Origin of the sequence: Chryseobacterium sp. R2ACT005 (assembly GCF_049949215.1) — a bacterium.
In the GTDB taxonomy this organism is placed as follows: domain Bacteria; phylum Bacteroidota; class Bacteroidia; order Flavobacteriales; family Weeksellaceae; genus Chryseobacterium.
On sequence record NZ_CP188192.1, the window covers coordinates 2,533,238 to 2,554,254 of the forward strand.

The 21,017-nt window shown below is 36.4% G+C and carries 20 protein-coding genes; 13 read left to right on the forward strand and 7 right to left on the reverse strand.

The features are described 5' to 3' along the window. Positions 1-4: 4 nt before the first annotated feature. Complete coding sequence (locus tag ACPF63_RS11555) at positions 5-1,342, reverse strand: M20/M25/M40 family metallo-hydrolase (protein ID WP_426483127.1); 1,338 nt, start codon at positions 1,340-1,342, stop codon at positions 5-7. A gap of 218 nt (positions 1,343-1,560) precedes the next feature. Here ACPF63_RS11555 and ACPF63_RS11560 point away from each other — a divergent pair, with 218 nt between their 5' ends. From ACPF63_RS11560 to ACPF63_RS11580, 5 genes are all read left to right on the forward strand, one after another. Beyond that, entirely contained in the window at positions 1,561-2,754 is a 1,194-nt protein-coding gene (locus ACPF63_RS11560) for a pyridoxal phosphate-dependent aminotransferase (RefSeq protein WP_077414477.1), read from the forward strand. 33 nt (positions 2,755-2,787) lie between these two features. Then, entirely contained in the window at positions 2,788-5,727 is a 2,940-nt protein-coding gene (locus tag ACPF63_RS11565) for a M16 family metallopeptidase (protein WP_219072564.1), read from the forward strand. A 147-nt stretch (positions 5,728-5,874) separates the two neighbouring features. Beyond that, positions 5,875-6,507, forward strand: coding sequence for a peroxiredoxin (locus ACPF63_RS11570; protein ID WP_047098363.1), 633 nt, complete (start codon positions 5,875-5,877; stop codon positions 6,505-6,507). Between the two features lie 124 nt (positions 6,508-6,631). Further along, on the forward strand, positions 6,632-6,940 hold the full coding sequence (locus ACPF63_RS11575) for a thioredoxin family protein (RefSeq protein WP_426483128.1): 309 nt from the start codon (positions 6,632-6,634) through the stop codon (positions 6,938-6,940). Then, positions 6,940-7,188, forward strand: a complete 249-nt coding sequence (locus tag ACPF63_RS11580; RefSeq protein WP_002980002.1) for a DUF6952 family protein — start codon at positions 6,940-6,942, stop codon at positions 7,186-7,188. The genes ACPF63_RS11575 and ACPF63_RS11580 overlap by 1 nt, the downstream gene beginning before the upstream one ends. Positions 7,189-7,885: 697 nt before the next feature. On the opposite strand, the gene ACPF63_RS11585 is transcribed toward ACPF63_RS11580, so the two are convergent. Genes ACPF63_RS11585 through ACPF63_RS11595 form a run of 3 tightly spaced genes read right to left on the reverse strand, consistent with a single transcriptional unit; the run spans position 7,886 to position 10,134 of the window. Beyond that, entirely contained in the window at positions 7,886-8,575 is a 690-nt protein-coding gene (locus tag ACPF63_RS11585; RefSeq protein WP_426483129.1) for a Bax inhibitor-1/YccA family protein, read from the reverse strand. A 37-nt stretch (positions 8,576-8,612) separates the two neighbouring features. Continuing rightward, a complete protein-coding gene (locus ACPF63_RS11590) occupies positions 8,613-9,050 on the reverse strand; it encodes a peptidylprolyl isomerase (protein ID WP_426483130.1) in 438 nt (145 codons plus the stop codon). A gap of 49 nt (positions 9,051-9,099) precedes the next feature. Continuing rightward, entirely contained in the window at positions 9,100-10,134 is a 1,035-nt protein-coding gene (locus ACPF63_RS11595; protein WP_426483131.1) for an acyl-CoA reductase, read from the reverse strand. A gap of 59 nt (positions 10,135-10,193) precedes the next feature. Here ACPF63_RS11595 and ACPF63_RS11600 point away from each other — a divergent pair, with 59 nt between their 5' ends. From ACPF63_RS11600 to ACPF63_RS11630, 7 genes are all read left to right on the forward strand, one after another. Beyond that, positions 10,194-10,544 (forward strand): 4Fe-4S binding protein, encoded by a 351-nt coding sequence (locus ACPF63_RS11600; protein ID WP_426483132.1) that lies wholly within the window; start codon positions 10,194-10,196, stop codon positions 10,542-10,544. A gap of 109 nt (positions 10,545-10,653) precedes the next feature. Further along, a complete protein-coding gene (gene serC, locus ACPF63_RS11605) occupies positions 10,654-11,718 on the forward strand; it encodes a 3-phosphoserine/phosphohydroxythreonine transaminase (RefSeq protein ID WP_426483133.1) in 1,065 nt (354 codons plus the stop codon). A 123-nt stretch (positions 11,719-11,841) separates the two neighbouring features. Beyond that, the gene (locus ACPF63_RS11610; protein WP_426483134.1) at positions 11,842-12,807 is read left to right on the forward strand and encodes a D-2-hydroxyacid dehydrogenase; all 966 of its coding nucleotides are present in this window, start codon (positions 11,842-11,844) and stop codon (positions 12,805-12,807) included. Positions 12,808-12,809: 2 nt separating this feature from the next. After that, a complete protein-coding gene (locus ACPF63_RS11615; protein ID WP_077414490.1) occupies positions 12,810-14,054 on the forward strand; it encodes a DUF1015 domain-containing protein in 1,245 nt (414 codons plus the stop codon). A 55-nt stretch (positions 14,055-14,109) separates the two neighbouring features. Next, the gene (locus tag ACPF63_RS11620) at positions 14,110-15,513 is read left to right on the forward strand and encodes a M28 family peptidase (RefSeq protein ID WP_426483135.1); all 1,404 of its coding nucleotides are present in this window, start codon (positions 14,110-14,112) and stop codon (positions 15,511-15,513) included. A 1-nt stretch (position 15,514) separates the two neighbouring features. Then, positions 15,515-16,873 carry a M20/M25/M40 family metallo-hydrolase gene (locus ACPF63_RS11625; protein WP_426483136.1) on the forward strand — a complete coding sequence of 453 codons (1,359 nt, stop codon included), beginning with the start codon at positions 15,515-15,517 and terminating at the stop codon, positions 16,871-16,873. A 2-nt stretch (positions 16,874-16,875) separates the two neighbouring features. Next, the gene (locus ACPF63_RS11630; RefSeq protein WP_426483137.1) at positions 16,876-18,234 is read left to right on the forward strand and encodes a M20/M25/M40 family metallo-hydrolase; all 1,359 of its coding nucleotides are present in this window, start codon (positions 16,876-16,878) and stop codon (positions 18,232-18,234) included. A gap of 217 nt (positions 18,235-18,451) precedes the next feature. Here the strand turns inward: ACPF63_RS11630 and ACPF63_RS11635 are convergent, their stop codons facing one another. Beyond that, positions 18,452-18,982, reverse strand: coding sequence for a hypothetical protein (locus ACPF63_RS11635; RefSeq protein ID WP_426483138.1), 531 nt, complete (start codon positions 18,980-18,982; stop codon positions 18,452-18,454). Positions 18,983-19,581: 599 nt separating this feature from the next. Between ACPF63_RS11635 and ACPF63_RS11640 the strand changes: the two genes are divergently transcribed. Beyond that, on the forward strand, positions 19,582-19,812 hold the full coding sequence (locus ACPF63_RS11640; protein WP_047384443.1) for a hypothetical protein: 231 nt from the start codon (positions 19,582-19,584) through the stop codon (positions 19,810-19,812). Between the two features lie 214 nt (positions 19,813-20,026). Here the strand turns inward: ACPF63_RS11640 and ACPF63_RS11645 are convergent, their stop codons facing one another. Continuing rightward, positions 20,027-20,365, reverse strand: a complete 339-nt coding sequence (locus ACPF63_RS11645) for a hypothetical protein (protein ID WP_426483139.1) — start codon at positions 20,363-20,365, stop codon at positions 20,027-20,029. Positions 20,366-20,403: 38 nt separating this feature from the next. Further along, positions 20,404-20,979 (reverse strand): hypothetical protein, encoded by a 576-nt coding sequence (locus ACPF63_RS11650; protein ID WP_180565698.1) that lies wholly within the window; start codon positions 20,977-20,979, stop codon positions 20,404-20,406. Positions 20,980-21,017: the final 38 nt, after the last annotated feature.

Sequence of the window (21,017 nt, forward strand, 5' to 3'; positions counted from 1 at the left end):
ATCATCACTTTGCAATACCCGGAATTACAGGCACGTTCAGGTTTCCGGACTGGCTGATTGTCTGTACGGCAAAAATATAATTGTCTTTGGAAAGCGGAACTTTAATGGAAAGCTCTTTTGTAAATATTTTTTTCTGCCATACCGGACTGTCTGTTTCACGGGCCAGCACATAATATCCTGCCGGAGTTCCTGATTTTGGTTTTTCCCAATGCAAAGTTGTGGAATTGGTCAGTTCTTTAACATCCATTTCTACTTTTTCAGGTTTTGAAGTGGATTTTGCAAGACTGGCAAGTACCGCTATATTGGCAGCCACATTCTTTTTCAGATATTTAAAATCTATAAATTCCGGAAGGTCACCATATTGCTTATTGTTTTCTACTCTTATATCCTGATGCTGATGATCGTAATTTTCATAATACTCGGTAAGTCTTACTGAAGGAAAGCCATTATTAACAAAGCTGGTATGATCTCCTCCGCGCAGAAACCTGTCATTTCTGTAGATCAGTTTTATTTCAAGTCCTTTGATGTACTGTTCTGTAATTTCTTTGATATATCTTGCCAGCTGTCTGGATTCGCTGTCATTTTCAAAACCCAGATTTCTGATCGTCATTGCCTTTTTGTCCAAATCTTTATACGGCAGACCTTCACTAAATACACGGAGTACGCCGGTATTGACTTCTCCAGTTTCTCCAGCTTTAGAATTGCCAATCATATCATTGTTCAGAACGGCTTCCAACTGTAAATTTTCTCTCTTAATTTTTTCAGCCAATTGTTTAGATCCCAAAAGTGATTGCTCTTCTCCTGAAAACGCCACAAAGATAATGGAGGCCGGAAATGAAGATCTGCTTAATATCCTTGCAGATTCTATAACGGCGCTTACTCCACTGCCATCATCATTGGCTCCGGGCGCTTTGGAAGTTCTGTTCATCACATCTGTCACCCTGGAGTCAAGGTGCCCGCCGATCAGAAATATTCTTTTGTCATCAGGATCCGTACCTTTCAGAAAAGCAACAGCATTTCCAAGATTGACTGCTTTATCAATTCGCTTTCCATCCGGCTGAAGATCTTCCTGTTGAAGGTATACTTCCATTCTGCCTCCGGAGTTTTTTGCATATTCATTGAATTTTTTAATAACCCAGTTTCTTGCTGCTCCTATTCCATACTTTGGATCATCCAGCGTGCTTAAAGTATGTCTTGTTTCAAAACTCACCAGCTTACCGATGTATGACTTTAATGAGTCTTCACTCACTTGCGAGACATATTTTTTCACTTCCTCATCTTTTGAATGTTTCTGAGAGAAAACAGTGCAGGAAATCAGCAGCAGAAAAACGAAATATTTCATAGGATCAATCTTAGATTGTTAAAGATACAAAACCATAGGGCTACTATATAGTTTTTTATTTTAATGAAGTTCATTATGGGTTAATATCTGCCAAACCGTGAAAAAGATGCAATGATTCTCAAACAGGTTAAAACCTGACAAAAATCTTCAAACCAAACCCACTTTTATTATCCCTGAAAGGCGTTTTTATTATATATTTGTTAAAATTCAAAAAATACATGGATAAACTTTCAGATAGAGTAAAAAGATTAGGGTACTCACAGACATTTGTAATGTCTAACAAAGCCAGAGAAATGAAAGCCAGCGGAATAGACGTGATCAGCTTAACTCTTGGTGAACCGGATTTTGATGTTCCGGACAATATCAAACAGGCCGCTTTTGATGCCATCAACCAAAATTACAGCCACTACTCTCCTGTACCCGGATTTCTGGAACTGCGAGAGGCTATTGCTCATAAATTAAAAAGAGATAACAACCTGGAATACAAACCTACCCAGATCTGTGTTTCAAATGGCGCCAAACAAGCTATTATAAATGTTCTTGCCTCCATTATCAATGATGGGGATGAAGTTCTTCTTCCAGCTCCATATTGGGTAAGCTATGATGAAATGGTAAAAATGATGGGTGGAGCTTCCGTAATGCTTCCTACCTCTTATTTAACGGACTTTAAAGTAACAGCAGAACAGCTTGAAGGGGCTATTACAGAGAAAACCAAAGCGGTACTTTTCAGTTCTCCATGCAATCCATCAGGTGGCTATTACACTTATGACGAATTAAAATCCATTGCAAAAGTTATCGCCAAATACCCTCAGATAACGATAATTTCTGATGAGATTTACGAGTATATCAATTACGAAACAAAAACAACTTCTATTGCACAGTTTCCTGAAGTATATGAACAGACAGCGGTGATCAACGGAATGTCAAAAGCATTTGCAATGACAGGATGGAGAATCGGTTATTCTGCCTGTCCGGAATGGCTGGCAAAAGCGTGTGAAAAAGTACAGGGACAGATGACCAGCGGAGCCAACACCATGGCACAGAGAGCATCTATTACTGCATTGAAAACAGATCCTTCTGAATATAAATACATGATTGATGCTTTCAAAGAAAGAAGAGATCTTGTGTATGAACTGATTAAAGAAATTCCAGGATTTAAAGTATTGCTTCCTAAAGCAGCATTCTATTTCTTCCCGGACATTTCGCATTATATCGGAAAAAACCTGAACGGAACTGAAATTAAAGATTCTGACGATTTTGCCATGTTCCTTCTGGAAAATGCTCATGTAGGCTGTGTTGGCGGATTCTCTTTCGGAAGTCCGGAATGTATCAGATTCTCTTACGCTGCATCTGAAGAAGATTTGAGAGAAGCAATGAAGCGAATCAAAAATTTATTGGAGCAATTCAACTAACAAATTAATAACCAAAAATAAAGTACAACAGCAATGAATCTGTTAAAAAAACTAACCATCGCGACCAGTATTGCCGCCGCAAGTTTTGCAGGATATGCTTTTGGCCAGGATTTCCAGTGGAAAGAAGGAAATTCTAATGGCTATAAGTATAAATATGTTACCAACGACCCTACTTCTGCAAGGTATTATACCTTAAAGAACGGATTAACGGTTATCCTGAGCCCTACCAATAAGGACCCGAGGATACAAACATATATTGCCACAAAGGCAGGAAGTAAAACCGACCCTGCAGACCACACCGGTCTTGCCCACTATCTGGAGCATATGCTTTTCAAAGGCACCAATCAATTCGGATCTAAGGACTGGGCAAAAGAAAAACCTCTTCTAGACCAGATTGATGCTCTTTACGAGAAATACAACCAAACTAAAGACGAAGCTAAAAGAAAAGAAATCTACAAAGAGATTGACAAGGTTTCCGGAGAGGCTGCCAAATATGCAATAGCGAATGAATACGACAAAATGATGGCCGGTATGGGAGCTGACGGAACCAATGCCTTCACTTCCTTTGAACAAACGGTATATACAGAAGATGTACCATCCAATGTTCTTGACAAATTTCTTGCTGTACAGGCTGAAAGATTCAGAGAGCCCGTTTTGAGACTCTTCCACACAGAGCTTGAAGCAGTATATGAAGAAAAAAACAGGTCTCTTGATGATGATGGAGATAAAGTTTATGATACAATGTTTGCCAGTCTTTTCCCTAACAATAATTACGGAAAGCAAACAACCATCGGGACGATTGAACATTTGAAGAACCCTTCTCTACACGCTATCAGAGAATATTACAACAATTATTACGTTCCCAACAACATGGGAATCATCATGTCCGGAGATTTTAACCCGGATGAAGTGATTGCAAAAATTGACAAGGCTTTCTCATATATGAAGCCTAAAGCCATTCCTGAATATAAAGTAGGACAGGAAAAACCAATTACAGCTCCCATTGTAAAAGAAGTTGTAGGACCTAATCCTGAAAATGTAATGCTTGGTTTCAGATTTCCGGGAGCTTCTACAAAAGATGCAAGAATGCTGAACCTTGTTGGAAATATGCTTACCAACGGACAGGCTGGATTGATTGACCTTAACCTGGTAAAAAAACAAAAATTACTTGGGGCTTATGCAGGTTCTTATACTTTAAAAGATTATTCAGTATTACTTCTTCAAGGAAAACCAACTGAAGGGCAGTCTCTGGATGAAGTAAAAAATCTTCTTCTTCAGGAAATTGATAAATTAAGAAAAGGGGAATTTTCTGATGACCTGATTCAATCTATCGTCAACAACGAAAAGAAAGGTATTATCCAGAAGGATGAAAAATATTCGTCAAGAGCAAGCATCCTGATGGATGAATTTACTTCAGACATTGACCACAAAGCAACACTGGAGTATGTAGACGAAATTTCAAAACTTACGAAGAAAGACATCATGGATTTCGTATCCAAATATCTTCAAAATAACAACTACGTTGCAGTTTACAAAAGAAAAGGAGAAGACAAGAGTATTGTGAAAGTTGACAAGCCAACGATTACTCCGGTTTCTGTAAACAGAGAAGACCAGTCTCCTTTCCTTAAGAAGATTGATGATATGCCTGAAAACCCTATCGCTCCGGTATGGTTGAATTATGATAAAGATATCGCTAAAAACAAATTGGCCGATGTAGAGGTACTTTCTGTAAAAAATACAGATAATGCGCTGTTCAGAATGTATTATCACTTTGATTCCGGAAAATGGAACAACAAAATTCTTCCTATAGCAGCAGAATATCTTCAGTATTTAGGAACTAAAGACAAATCTTCAGAAGTAATCAGCAAAGAATTCTATAAACTTGCTTCAAGCTTCAATGTTGGCGCAGGAAATGAAGAAACTTATGTATCACTTGAAGGTTTAAATGAAAACTTTGATAAAACGATCTCTTTATTTGAAGATCTGATTAAAAACTGCCAGGCAGACCAAACCGCTCTTGATGCTTACAAAACAAGACTGAAAAAAGCCAGAGCGAATGCGAAGCAAAATAAAGGAACCATCATGGCCGGACTGAGAAGTTATGCCCAGTATGGTGCACAGAATCCTTTCAACAATGTACTGAGCGATGCTGAACTTGACGCCTTAAAAGCAGAAGATCTGATCAATGTACTTCACGATCTTTTCAATTTCAAGCACAAAGTATTGTATTACGGTCCGAAATCAGGAAACGATGTGGTAGCATCTCTAAAACCTGTCCACAAACTTCCAGCAACCCTGAAAGATCTTCCTAAGTCAAAAACTTTTGCTCAGATCCCGACTGATAAGAACAAGGTATTATTTGCTCATTATGACATGGTACAGGCAGAAATTTTCTGGGTGAGAAACGCAGACCAATACAACCCTTCTACGACGCCTACTGTAAGCTTGTTCAACAACTATTTTGGAGGCGGAATGGGATCTATTGTTTTCCAGACGATCAGAGAATCTAAAGCACTGGCTTATTCTACCTACTCTTATTTTGCACTTCCTAGCAAGAAAACAGACAAGGATATGATTATGGCGTATGTAGGAACACAGGCAGACAAATTCAATGAGTCTACAACAGCAATGAATGAGCTTTTAACAACTCTTCCAAAATCTGAACAGTTATTTGAAACTGCAAAAAGCGGGTTGAAAAAATCTATTGCTTCTGAAAGAATTACTCAGGACGGAATCATCTTCTCTTATCTGAAATCTCAAAGACTTGGAAACAACTTTGACATGAGAAAGAACGTCTACGAACAGGCACCAAAACTGTCTTTTGCAGACATCAATACATTCCACGATAAGGAAATGAAGAACAAAAACTACACATACTGTCTCGTTGCTTCTCAAGATAAAGTAAATGAGGCTGATATGCAGAAATTAGGTGAGGTAAAAAAACTTAATTTAACCGAAGTATTTGGTTACTAAAATAAACAAAAAGCCCTGTTGTCAGGGCTTTTTTATTTAACAGCGCGCCAAAAACAATTATAGATTTTATTTATCAACATTTGTTTGTTCGATAGATGAATCTTTCATATCTTTGCGATAGAAATTTAAATATAAAAACAGAAAATTATGTCTTTAGTAGGAAAAAAATTCCCAAATTTAACAATTGACGCAATGTCCGAAATGGGTGACGATTTAAGAATCAACATCCTTGATGAAGCAGTAAACAACCAGCAAAAAGTTCTTTTATTCTGGTACCCTAAAGATTTTACTTTCGTATGCCCTACTGAGCTTCACGCTTTTCAGGAGGCTTTAGGAGAGTTCGAAAAAAGAAACACTAAAGTAATTGGTGCATCTTGTGATACTAACGAAGTACACTTCGCATGGTTGAACACACCAAAAGATAACGGAGGTATCGAAGGAGTAACTTACCCACTTTTAGCTGATACTCACAGACAATTGGCAAACACATTAGGAATTGTAGATCAGGATTTTGAATACAATGAAGAAGGAGAAGAAGTTTTCACAGGTTCTAATGTAACTTACAGAGCAACTTACCTTATCGACGAAACTGGAAAAATCTTCCATGAAGCGGTAAACGATATGCCTCTAGGAAGAAACGTAAAAGAATTCTTAAGATTAATTGACGCTTACACACACGTTCAAAAACATGGTGAAGTATGTCCTGCAAACTGGGAAGAAGGAAAGGATGCTATGAAAGCTGACAGAACTTCTACAGCAGAATATTTAGCTAAGAACTAATATAATTTGTTAATTTGAAAATGAGATAATTTGAAAAATAATCTCAAGATTTTTGAAAATTATCTCATTTTCTTCTTTACAAAACATTGACACATCCCAATTAATAAATTTTCAAATTACAATCATGTACACAGAATTAACCGAAGATACATTACAAAATATCGTTAACGACAACGAAAAAGTAGTTGTTCAATATGGCGCAACATGGTGCGGAAACTGCAGAATCATGAAGCCAAAATTCAAAAAACTGGCATCTGAAAATGATACTATTCCATTTTTATATGTAGATGCTGAAAAGCTTCCTGAAAGCAGAAAATTAGCAAAAGTAGACAACTTACCTACTTTCGCGATCTTTAAAAACGGAGAATTGGTAAACCAGGTTCAATCTAACCAGACAAAAAGTTTAATTAACCTTTTTAACGAATTAGCATAATGAAATTACCCGTAATCAGACAGTTTTATCAGAATCAGACTCCTGAAAACCTTGAAAAAACATTAGAAGTACTGGAAAGCTTCTGCGAATTCAGAGGAACAAGTGAAGAAGACTTAAATGTTGCAGGAGAATTGATCACCAACATTTGCGGAGCTTTAGAAGTTCACGCCAACGTACAGAACGGAATGAGTGAAAAAGATGCTTTAAACTCTTTTGCTCAGAAGGTTTTAGGATCAATCGACAAATAATATCTTTTGATTATTTTTAATTAAAAGATTATAAAAACACATATACAATACCTGAGGTTTTCCTCATTACTATACTTTTTTCTATTCTTTAAGAATCTTTTATTTCAACTATAAAATGTACTTCAAAGGACCTTACCCGGTCACATGAGGCTGGATGTTGTGTGGAAATTTTAAAGAATATCCAATAAAATTCTGGTGAAATATCATCAGGATTTTTTGGGTTTATGGTTTAAAACACTAATAGCACAAATATTCTGCACAAATTTCACAAATAGGACAATAGCTATCAAATCATCAAAATTACATGCAATCATCTGTGGCAATCTGTGAAATCTGCGGTAAAAAAAATATTTTTAATTATTATAAATTTTGGCTAAAGCCAATAGATAATGGCTTTTTAAGTAAAAGGACTCCCTTCGCCTACGCTCAGGATGATAGCCCGTTCCTATTGAATAAACAACAAGGATTTATGCAATTAAACCAAAGATAAACCCACTCTATCAAAAGTATTGATTTATGAAATCTGTGGACAATAAATCAATATCATCATAAGTTTTGACTAAATCCCGCTCCCATTGAATTCGTATTATTCGTGAAATCATTTGTGACATTTGTTTTTAAAAAAACTTGTATTCAAAAAAAATCCCGATGAAAAATCACCGGGACTATTATTATAAAGATAAAATCAACTTATCTATTAGTTTCTTCTGCTCATCAGAATACTCAGGATATACCAGAATAAAAGCATAATTGAAGCAAAAAGCTGCAATGCCGCTCCTACATACTGGTTCGTTCCATAAGAGTCTTTTAATTTACTTGTCTGATATAAAATAGTAGCCGAAGCCAAAATTACCATTCCTACCGAAAACCATAATCCAAGGTTAAAACCGAAGATCATCCCTCCTACAATCAGTCCGATTGAAATAAATCCACCGATTACAATGATATTTCTTAAAAAAGAAAAATCTCTTTTGGAAGTAAATGCAACTGCAGAAATACCTGCAAACATCGCTACAGTTAAAGTTGCAGCCTGGAAAATCACATTTGTACCACCTGTCATATTGGTTGCAATAAAAAGCAGAGGCATAAAGATAATCGCTTCCAACAGGATGTAAAACCCTAGTCCTAAATACTGGGTAGATTTACTTTGTGAAAGTGACCATTTAGAAGCTAAAACAGAAGCCAACCAGAAGACTCCAATGATTAGTAACCAAATATATTTCTGAGCAAACATCATGAAAATAATTTCTTTCGGAACCGTTTTCAATAATATCGTTTCAACTCCAATAAATGCAAGAATAGATAAAGCAACATGCAAATACGTCTTCTTGTAAAAATCCGCCTTCTCCACGTCCGAAGAATGAGCGACTAAAACATCTGTCACCATAGTTAATATTTTTTAGTTAATCGAAAATAAATTTTATCTATTTCGAAGGCAAAACACCCAGGATTTTCCCATCATCTTCAAATACAGCCGTAATAGCCTCTTTGGAAGATGATTCGCCTGCATATTTATATTTAATACTTGGATGATTGATACCATCCATCGTTTTATAATATCCTGCTTTTAAGATTTCAAGCTTTTTGTTGGGGTCAATGCCGTCTTTTACTTTTTTAAGAACATCATCCGTTACAATTTCCTTTACCTTCTCAGAAAGCAATCCATCAATTGTTTTACGGTCAGAAGCCTGTAAAGCCTCAACAAACTTAAGAAAGTTATCATTGTACAAACTGACTTTCTCCTTACTTATAGCAGCGGGCTGCTCTTTTTTCTGGCCACCCTCAACCTTCACACCTGCCACTTTCTGAGCAAACATCAACTGTGCACCTACGAGAGCAATTCCCAGCAATAATTTTTTCATAGTATTCATTTTTGTTATCTGGTGAAATAAGTGATGGAAGATACGAAAATCAGACCAGTTCTAAAAATTTCATTGTATCCACATTATCTGCATAGGTGTCAAGACCCGGATTTTGTGCTTCTCCAAACGGAATAGCATTCAATACCAACTCCTCTTTAGACACCACACACTGGATATTTTCTTCGTTTTCAGCAATAAATGTTTTCACATCATCCAAAGACTCATATCTGCTGAAATTGATTACAGAAAGCGGACTGAAAAGTTTATCATCTTCTTTCAGCATCACAAAATTATTATCCCAGAATTTATCCTGATTTAAAAGATAAACTGCTCTGTTATAGTCATAATTATTGGCATACTTATTATGATTGATGATATCCTGGAATCCTACGAAGCTCTCAAACAGTCTGTCAATAACGAAGTCCTGTGGAATAAAAATTCTCGTCACATTACGGCATCCAAGTCCAAAATACTGGAAAATATCTTTTGCCAGCAACTGTAGTTCTGCCTCCGTTTCATCACCTTTCAACACAGCAATGGAAGTTCTGTTCTTGCGTATAATGCTTAAGTAATTTTTAAAATAATATTCAAGATATCTGGCTGTATTATTACTTCCTGTAGCGATAACTGCATCAAAATTCTCTAATCTCTCTACAAATTCAAACACTACATTCTCATTGGAAAATTCATTCCATTTTTTCAATAAAAACGGAACCATATATTTATCTTTTGACGACAGCTTAATAACAGGAATATGATTACTCAACACAACGGACATCACATCATGAAAGCCTACCAAAGGAATATTTCCGGCTAAAATAAGTCCAACTCTTTTTGATATTTTAGAGGTTGAATAATTTCCAAGCCAGTTTCTGATATTTTCGTCAGTCAAAAGATCTGCCCATTGCTGTAAAGCAAATTTCTGATTATCAATAGTAAACCACGGATTCTCTATTTCAGATCTCTTCAACAATAATTCAATATCTACATCATCTTCATTGTGATCTTCCGGTTTCTTCGCTAAAAACGCTTTTATATAGTCACTTAATTTAATAAGTCCTAAAACTTGATTTTCGGTATTCATAATTACTTTAAAATTGGGGAATATTTTGTAATTTTGTGCAAATTTAAAAAAAATTAGCGATGGCTATTAAAATAACTGATGAATGCATTAATTGTGGAGCTTGCGAACCAGAATGTCCCAACAATGCAATATATGAAGGAGCTGTAGATTGGAAAGCTTCTGACGGTACGGCTCTTCAAGGTACAATTACAATGCCGTCGGGACTTACTGTAGATGCAGATGCACCACAGGAACCTGTAAGTGATGATGTTTATTTCATTGTAACAGATAAATGTACAGAATGTAAAGGATTCCACGAAGAACCTCAGTGTGCGGCGGTATGCCCTGTAGACTGCTGTGTTCCTGACGAGGATCACATAGAATCTGAAGAATCTCTTCTTAATAAAAAAGCATTCTTACACGGCGAATAAAAAAATTCCGTCTCATTATCTGTGAGGCGGTTTTTTTGTCCAAAAATCCAATTTAACCAAAAATAAAGCTGAAAGACTATCAATCCGGAAGCAACCAAAAAATAAAAATATGAACAAAAAGCACAACTTCAGCGCAGGGCCATGTATTTTGCCACAGGAGGTATTTGAAAAATCAGCACAGGCTATCCTGGACTTTAACGGTATCGGATTGTCTCTTCTCGAAATTTCTCACAGAAGTAAGGATTTCGTAGCTGTAATGGACGAAGCGCGTGCAATTGTAAAAAGACTGATGAATCTTGGTGATGATTATGAAGTTATTTATTTAGGAGGAGGTGCCAGTCTGCAGTTTGCAATGGTTCCTTACAACCTGATGAAAGTAGGTGGAAAAGCAGCTTACCTGGATACAGGAACATGGGCAGCCGGAGCCATTAAAGAAGCAAAAAAAGTAGGAACAGTAGATGTAGTAGGTTCTTCAAAAGAAGAAAATTACTCTTTTATTCCTAAAAATTATACGGTTGGTTCAGAATACGATTATTTCCACTGTACTTCCAACAACACGATTTATGGAACTCAGATGAAATCTTTCCCTGAAGTGGATACTCTGATGGTTTGTGATATGAGTTCTGATATTTTCTCAAGACAACTGGATTTTTCCAAATTTGATCTGATCTATGCGGGTGCTCAGAAAAATATGGGACCTGCAGGTGTTACCTTAGTGGTGATCAAAAAAGAAATCCTTGGAAAAACAGGAAGAGAAAACATGTTTTCTATATTGGACTATTCTCAGCATATCGCCAAAGAATCAATGTACAATACGCCACCGGTATTCCCTGTATATGCCTCTTTACTTACCCTTCAGTATCTTGAAAAAAACGGAGGAATTGCGGCTGCAGAACAAAGAAACGAAGCAAAAGCTAAGCTTTTATATGATGAAATCGACAGCAATCCTTTATTTGAAACTTTCTGCGTGAAAGAAGACCGTTCACTGATGAATGTTTCTTTCAAAATTACTGACGAAAGCAAAAAAGAAGAATTTGACAATGCATGGAAAGCTGCAGGTATCAGTGGATTAAACGGACACAGAAGCCTGGGCGGATACAGAGCAAGTTTATACAATGCCTTACCCATTGAAAGCGTACAGGTTTTGGTAGATGTAATGAAATCAATCAAATAATTTAAGCATTAAAAATTCAAAGATTGAAAGATTGAAAAGCAGTTAATTTAAATTTATTAATTTGCGCCTCAGTTTTAAAATTTTGAAATATTTACATTTTTCAATCTTTAAATCAAATAATTCATGAAAGTTTTAGCAAACGATGGAATCTCAAAAGCAGGAGAAAACGCTTTGAAAGAAGCTGGAATTGAAATCCTGGACAATAGAGTCGCTCAGGATCACGTTATTAATTTTATCAACGATAATAATGTGGACGTCCTTCTTGTAAGAAGTGTAACGAAAGTGAGACAAGAGCTGATTGATGCATGTCCCGGTCTTAAAATCATTGGAAGAGGTGGTATCGGGATGGACAACATTGACGTGGAATATGCCAAAAGCAAGGGGATTAAAGTAATCAATACTCCTACAGCATCTTCAAAATCAGTGGCAGAATTAGTGTTCGGACATTTCATTTCACTGGCAAGATACCTTCACGAATCCAACAGACTGATGCCTCTGGAAGGAGATACTCATTTCAGTGCTATGAAAAAGTCATTCAGCAATGCATATGAACTCTCAGGGAAAACATTAGGAGTAATCGGCTTTGGAAGTATTGGCCAGGAAGTCATAAAAATAGGAATTGCTTTAGGAATGAAAGTAACCGTTCTGACAAGAAGCCCTAAAACAGAAGTTCTTACCCTGAATTTCTTCAACGGACAGTCTGTCGACTTTGAAATCACTTCCACCAATGATATGGATGCATTCCTGCAAGATGCAGATTTCATCAGTATCAATACGCCGAAAACGAATGAATATATTATAGATACCCCTCAGTTTGAAAAAATGAAAGATGGGGTCTATATTGTAAATACTGCAAGAGGAGGTGTCATCAATGAAGTGACACTGATTGATTTTATCGAGTCAGGAAAAGTAGCCGGAGCTGCATTGGACGTTTTTGAAAACGAGCCAAGCCCGGAATTGCCTTTACTGATGAACCCTGCACTATCTCTTTCTCCACATGTTGGAGGAAACACAGTAGATGCTCAGGAAAAAATCGGTATCGAACTTGCAGAACAAATTATTAAGCTACAAAAAGAAACTATAAGATAAATATGCCTGTTTTTAAACCTTTCCGTGGAATAAGACCTCATAGAGACTTCGAGAGCACTTTCCCTACACATCCACTGGATAATTTTACCCAGGAAGAGATCACAGAGAAGGCTCAAGTTGAAAATACTTACATCAATATGATTAAACCCTATGTTGTAAGTAAATCTAAAGATATTGACCGGAATCTGCGAAAGATCCGTTCTACATTTGAAGAACTTCTGGACGAAAAGAAATTGGTCCAGGACAATTCAGCCTACTATCTTTATGAGCAGATCTACCCCAACAAACAGGTGTTCAGAGGACTTCTGGGATTAGCAAGTATTGAAGATTTCTGGAATGGAAAAATCAAAAGACATGAAAGTACCATTCCCCAGAAAAAAGAAAAACTGGCTCATTACCTTGAAAAAGTAAACCTGCAGGCAGAACCTGTACTCCTTACCTATCCGGCCAACTCAAAAATTGAGCTGCTGATGAATCATGAGGAAAAAAATGTCCCTATCTTCAACCATGTAGACACTATCGGTATCAGACATAAAATCTGGAGAATAGACAACCGCCTGAAGTTACAGCAGTTTAAAGAAGTGATCGATCAGATTGATTCATTTTATATTGCTGACGGACACCACAGAATTGGGTCTACAGCGATAAATGCCAAATATCATAAGGAGAAAAACAAAAAACATAATGGTACAGAGCTTTACAACTTTGTCTACAGCTTTATTGTTTCCAATCAGTCTATTAAAATTCATGATTATAACAGAATCTTACATGACCTGAACGGCATTTCTCCCGAAGCTTTCCTGAAGGAACTTGAACATTATTTCCTTATTCATGAAAAAGGAGAAACATCCTACTACCCTTCTCAGAAATTCCACATTTCAATGTATATGGATGGGAAGTTCTATTCTCTTCATGTGAAGCACGATCTTCGTTCCAAAGAAATGTCTCTTGATAATCTGGATCACCACCTTATTGACAAGTATATTTTTAAAAATATATTGAAAATTGAAGATCCGGACAGCTCTGAGCTTATTTCTTATGTAAAAGGAACATCCAATATCAACGGAATCAACCTTTTAAAAGAGAAAGTAGACAGTGGTGAAGGCAAGGTTGGCTTTGGAATTTATCCTGTAAGTTTTAATGATATGATTAAAATTTCTGATTTAAAATTAAGCATGCCTCCAAAATGTACATTTATTGAACCAAAGTTGATTACAGCGCTGGTAATGTATGATATGAAACCTTAATAAATTCCCATTTTTTCCCTACTTTTATCAAAGGAAAAAGAAAGGTAAATAAAAAATGAAAAAGATATTCATTATACTTCCACTCTTTTTGAGTGGATTTTTATTTTCTCAAAAAAAGCCACAAAAAAATCCGGCAAAAAAAACAACGCTTGCCAAATTCAATTATCATGATGAGTTCAGAAAAATTTCAGATGAAATCATGACCAATGGTAAGGCTTATGATAATCTTGGAGAGCTTACGAAAGGAATAGGATCGCGTTTCAGCGCAACTCCAGGCTATACAAAAGCCGTAGAATGGGCAGAAAAAAAGTTCAAAGAAATTGGTATTGACATGATCTGGAGACAAGAAGCCAAAGCCCCTGTCTGGATCAGAGGAAAAGAATCTTTACAGATAAAAGCAGGAAATGGAGATTGGAAAAATATCAGAATGCTTTCTTTTGGAAACTCTGAAGGAACAGGCGGAAAAGACCTTACAGGTGAAGTTGTCTTAATTAACTCCACTTCAGAGCTTAATGCAATGTCAATAGGCCAGTTAAAAGACAAGATCGTTTTCGTGAATGTTCCTATGGACCCGAAAATGATCAATACAAGTGACTCCTATTTACAGACTGCAAAATCGAAATTAATTTCCGCTTCTATCATTGCTAAAACAGGCGCAAAAGCATTAATCATAAGATCACTGACAACAGCTAATGACGACACTCCTCATGCTAAAATGATTTACTATGAACCAGATGATAAAGTTAAAATTCCGGCTTTATCCATTGGAGTAAGATCCGCAGATGAGTTGGAAAAAATATTGAAAAAGCAAAAAGTTACTGCTAAAATCAACATGACTGCCGAATCAAAAGGTGATACTACAAACCCCAATATTATTGCTGAAATTCAGGGTAAGAAAGATTCTAAAGTGATCGTTTTGGGTGCCCAGCTTGATTCGTGGGATTTTGGTGAAGGGGCCATTGATGATGGAACAGGCGTAGTCCAGTGTATAGAAGTTTTAAGAACACTGAAAGCACTCGGATACGAAAATAACCACACCATCCGCGTAGTCCTGTATGCCAACAGTGAAAACGGAGGCCAGGGCCGTGAGATGTATGCCGCTTTTGTAAAAAAGAGAGACGAAAAACACGTTTTTGCCTTAGGAACAGATGCCGGAGGCTATTCTCCGCGAGGATTTTCTCTGGATATGTCACCTCAGAGAAGAAGATTGATTTACCTATGGAAAGAATATTTTCTTCCTTATGGCGTTTATGATTTTGACCAAACTGAGGCAATTCAGGACATTTCACCCTTAAAAAAACTTGACATTCCCTTAGCAGAACTAGTGGTAGATACACAAAGGTATTTCGACTACCATCATTCCGAACAGGATACTTTTGACAAAGTGAATAAAAGAGAACTTCTTCTCGGAGCAGTTGCCATTACACAGATGATTTTTATGGTTGATAAAAACTGGTAATATGAAAAAGATATTTGGAACTTCATTATTGCTTTTCGGAATGGCTGTTTTTGGTCAGACTAAAGAAGACTCTATCCAATTTAAAAGGATTTCCACAGAAATTCTGAACAACGGCAAAGGATACAATGAACTGAGAGAACTTACCAAAACTATAGGCAACCGTTTAAGCGGATCTGAAGCCTATGAGAAATCAGTACAATGGGCAGCACAGAAACTCCGTGATGCCGGATCTGATAAAGTATGGCTTCAGGAAGTCATGATCCCGGTTTGGGTAAGAGGAAAAGAATCTCTGCACATCCAGACTTCAAACGGAAAATGGAAAAGTATTAAAATGCTTTCTCTCGGAAATTCCGAAGGTACAAAAGGAAAGGATATCTCAGGTGATATTATTATGGTAAAATCACTGGAAGAATATGATAAACTTCCTGCAGAAAAGGTGAAAGATAAGATTGTATTTTTCAACTATCCTTTTAATCAGGAAAATGTACAGACTTTCATTTCTTATCGCGATGCCAGCCCCTACAGAAGAACTGCGGCTTCATTGACTGCTAAAAAGGGAGGGAAATTTGCCATCATCCGGTCACTTTCTTCCGCTTTTGATGATGTTCCTCACACAGGCAATATGCGCTATGATGAAAACGTTTCAAAAATACCGGCCATTACGATCGGAAATACTTCTGCTGATGAACTGGAAATCCTGTTAAAAAATCAGAAAGTAACAGCCAAACTTAATTCCAACTGTGGAATGAAAGGCGAAAAGCTTTCTCATTCTGTAATTGGAGAAATCACTGGCAAAAAAGACCAGAGTGTTATCGTAGTTGGCGGACACCTTGATTCCTGGGATGTGGGTGAAGGTGCTCATGATGACGGAGCCGGAATTGTGCAAAGTATTGAGGTTCTGAGAACATTTAAAAAATTAGGAATACAAAATAACCACACCATCCGCGCTGTTTGCTTTGCCAACGAAGAAAACGGAACAAAAGGCGGAAAACAATATGGCAAAGTTGTTAAAGAAAACAATGAAAAACATCTTTTTGCGATAGAAACAGATGCCGGAGGTTTTTCACCACGGGGAATTTCCCTGGAGATGGAGGATCCTCAAAGAAATCAGATCAAAAGCTGGGTCAACCTGTTTTTACCTTATGGAGTCTACAATTTTGAGGGTAAATATTCTGGTTCGGATATAGCACCGCTTCACGAAATGGGAGTTCCCACAGCTGAGCTGGTTCCAGATCCACAGCGTTATTTTGACATTCACCATACAGCAGAAGACACCTTTGAAAAAGTCAACCGGAGAGAACTGTTACTTGGTTCTGCGGTAATGACACAACTTATTTATATGATTGATAAAAATTGGTAACTATGAAAAAGATAGTAGGAACTTCATTATTACTTTTTGGAATGGCTGTTTTTGGCCAATCCAAAGACGATTCTATTCAGTTCAGAAAAATCTCTACGGAAATTCTGAACAACGGAAAAGGATATACTGAGCTGAGAGAGCTTACAAAAAATATCGGACATCGTTTAAGCGGATCTGAAGCTTACGAGAAGTCAGTAAAATGGGCAGAGCAGAAGCTTCGTGATGCCGGAGCTGATAAAGTATGGCTTCAGGAAGTTATGATTCCGGTATGGGAAAGAGGAAAAGAATCTCTGCATATCCAGGCTTCTAACAGAAAATGGAAAAGTCTTAAAATGCTTTCCCTTGGAAATTCTGAAGGAACCGGAGGAAAAGATGTTTCGGGAGAAATTATCATGGTAAAATCTATGGAAGAATATGACAAACTTCCCGCTGAAAAGGTGAAAGATAAGATTGTATTCTTCAACTACCCCTTCAGCCAGTCGTTTGTAGAAACCTTTAAAGCATATGGTGATGCCGCAAAATACAGAACCACAGCCGCTTCATTAACGGCAAAAAAAGGAGGTAAGTTTGCCATCGTCAGATCACTTTCTTCTGCTTTTGATGATGTACCTCACACAGGAGCAATGCGCTACGAAGACAAAGTCTCTAAAATACCTGCCGTAGCCATCGGAAGTACGACAGCAGATGAACTGGAAGCTTTACTGAAAAGCCAGAAAATTACTGCTAAACTTAATTCCAACTGCGGAATGAAAGGCGAAAAGCTTTCCCATTCTGTAATCGGGGAAATCACCGGTAAAAAAGACCAAAGCGTTATCGTAGTTGGAGGACACCTTGATTCCTGGGATGTAGGTGAAGGCGCTCATGATGACGGAGCCGGAATTGTTCAAAGTATTGAGGTTCTGAGAACATTTAAAAAATTAGGATTACAAAATAACCATACTATCAGAGTGGTCTGCTTTGCCAATGAAGAAAACGGAGTAAAGGGCGGAATTCAATATGGTAAAACGGTAAAAGAAAAGAATGAAAAACATCTTTTTGCCATAGAAACGGATGCCGGAGGTTTTGCACCAAGAGGAATTGCCCTGGATATGGATGATACCAAAAGAAATCAGATCAAAGGCTGGTCAAATCTATTCCTTCCCTACGGAGTTTATAATTTTGAAGAGCGATTTTCCGGAACAGACCTCTACCCGCTTCATGACATGGGAATTCCTGCTGCTGAATTGATGCCGGATTCTCAGCGCTATTTCGATATTCACCATACAGAAGAAGATACTTTTGAAAAAGTGAACAGAAGAGAGCTTTTATTAGGCGCTACAGCTTTAACACAGATTATTTATATGATTGATAAAAACTGGTAACAAATATAAAAACCGTCTTTAAAGGCGGTTTTTGTTTTTCACATACAATATCTCATTATTTCAATAGGAACGGGCTATCATCCTAAGCGTAGACGAAGGGAGCCGTTTAATTTTACAAATACCTTCCAATGGCTTCAGCCAAAACTTATATTGATTTTATAACCACTGATTTCACAGATTGACACAGATGATTCTATAAATGGTAATAACTAATTTCTTATCCTACAAAATTATCTTTTGAATTTTTAATTTTACGCCTGTAAAGAAAATTTCTCCATAAAAAAGTTTTCCACTCATGATGTATTCCACCTCCCGATTCCCAATTGACATCAAATTTCTCTCCTTCCCATGCATATACAGGCATTGCAATTTTTGAATGGAACATTGGTGGATTATCTTTTACTACAGCAAAATAATCAGCATCAAAATTTGATTTTCTGTAATATTGGATTTCTATAATCGTTTCTCTTGTATTTGCCCGGAAAATATACAGAGTAACATCATAAAGATCATCAAACTCTTTTTGTAAAATCTCCAGTGCAAGATCCAAAGTAAGCAATGTTTTTGAATTATTTATCCTGTTTCGGGATATCCTCTGTTCACTGAGATCGGATCCTTCAAATTCATTAAAATCAGACAAAATAAAAAACAATTTCGGGGAAATCGCATTCCGACAATTGATTTCAGCCAGCTGCAAAAGATTTGTTATACAGATATTGATGCTGTCTTTTAAACTTTCCCGGTTCATTTTTAAACTATACTAAAGGAGTTTAAATATATAAAAAATAGTTGCACCGTAATATTTTCTTTGCTTCAGGCAACTTAAGCTTAAAAACAGAAAATTTTTCTTTGTTTAAGGAAATAACAGATGAAAACACGCTTCATGAGGAGCTTCGCCAGTCCCGTGAAACAAAGTGTCAATCGAGAAAGTTTTATTTTGGCATGATATTAACATGTAAAATATTGAGAAAAAATTAAAAAACACTAAGGATGAGAAAAAAGGTTTTCTGTGGATTTTCAGTTTTTCCACTGATTCAAATTCATATCTAGTATATGAATCCTTCTTTTTCTACGATGCCGTCACAGATACGGGCTCGTGATTAATTAACCCCCGTTGATTTTTCACAGCAATTTTGCACCCGTATCTCACTGGTATCATCAATAACCACGAATCATTTATTGATTCAAAAAAAACAAAAATATCCCGGACTTTTGGCCCGGTATTACGATATAGATAAACGGCAAAGTCATCACGAACCTTAGCCCAGTAAAGGAATTTATTCTTTTTACCGCGATGAGTACGCCTTTATTTTTTTAATTAATTGTATAACCCTTAAAATGTAAGTAATGATGAGAGCCTTTTTTGAAATGATTTTTAAGAGAAATGAAGATGCTGCAAAATTGAATATATGGAGCCTATTGCTGGTACTAAGTTTTGCTGCATTTTCTGTATTGGTATACGCCTTAAAACCAAGCTTTAACAGCTTAATTATATATCTGACGGCATTTGCCGCTTATATCGGCTTCGGCCTTGTATTCATCAGTTCTTTAGCCGGAACAAGTATGAAGAAAAGATAATAAAATATAACTTTCAATTAATTTTTACTGAAAAAACCGTCCTGTTTGGGGCGGTTTTTTATTTGTATAACTAAACTATACAATCATTAAAACCCATAATTTTTTTTAAATTATAATTAATAGTCCTTATGAATTACAATCTTTCCAGCAAAAAAGCCACTCCCTCCGGAGCAGCTCTGCGATAACAACAAAGTTATCTTAACATCGTAAAAACTTATTCTTTAAACAGGTCCTTCATCATTTTTTCAAGGGCCTTTTTGGTTTCTTCTTCTATCATATGTCCGGATTTTTCAACCATTTTTTCTCGGAAAGGTTCACAGCAGGCTTTTATTCCAAAGCCTTCATCTGTTTTAATCAATTCCGGGTGCAGACCGTGTTCTTCACACATTTCTGACTCAATTTCTTTTTTTATAAGGTCGTAATTCAGATCAAACATATCTCTTATTTTGTTTCTTATAAGTACAGGATAAAGATAGATGTAATAATGCCTTACCGAAATCCGTATTTTTACGGTATTTACAGGAAACAAAAAACCGTCTTTTTCAGACGGCATTATTTTAATATAAAAGTTGATGCTTACTGCTTAACCTTTTAAAATGTATCCAGAATTTTCTTCGGTAAGATTTTCACCAGTTCTTTTTTATATTCCTTTTCAAGAATAACAAATTTCCATGACTTTTTATCTTTTGAAACAGCACATGCTTTCATATTAGCGTTGATGAGATATGAACCTTCGTTAGCTAAATATTTAACATTATTTGCGCCATATTTGGCTGTTAAAGCGCTGTTCATTTTCTTTTTCATATCATCATTTAATGAACTGACATTACATTTCAGTTTCAAAAAATAATTGGTAATAGAGAAATACTCACCAGTAATGAGTTCAGGTTTTTCAATATTTCCAAACTTCAAATCCTGTACTTCAATTTTCATGAATGGATTATTATATGTCATATTCAAAATCTGCGTCATCTGCTCTTTTGAAACTATGGTGAAGAATTTTGGATATATACAGCTTACTGCCTGATCTAGCTGTTTAGATTTAATACTGTTTACAAAATAAGTAAGTGATTTTTTTATCGCTGTATCGTCAGGATTTGCCTTGGTCTGTGAAAAGGCTATAAACGAAAGCAGAACGAACAGAAACAGAAGTGATTTGGTCTTCATTATTTAGTAGTTGTTACAAATTTTAAGATTACTTTTTA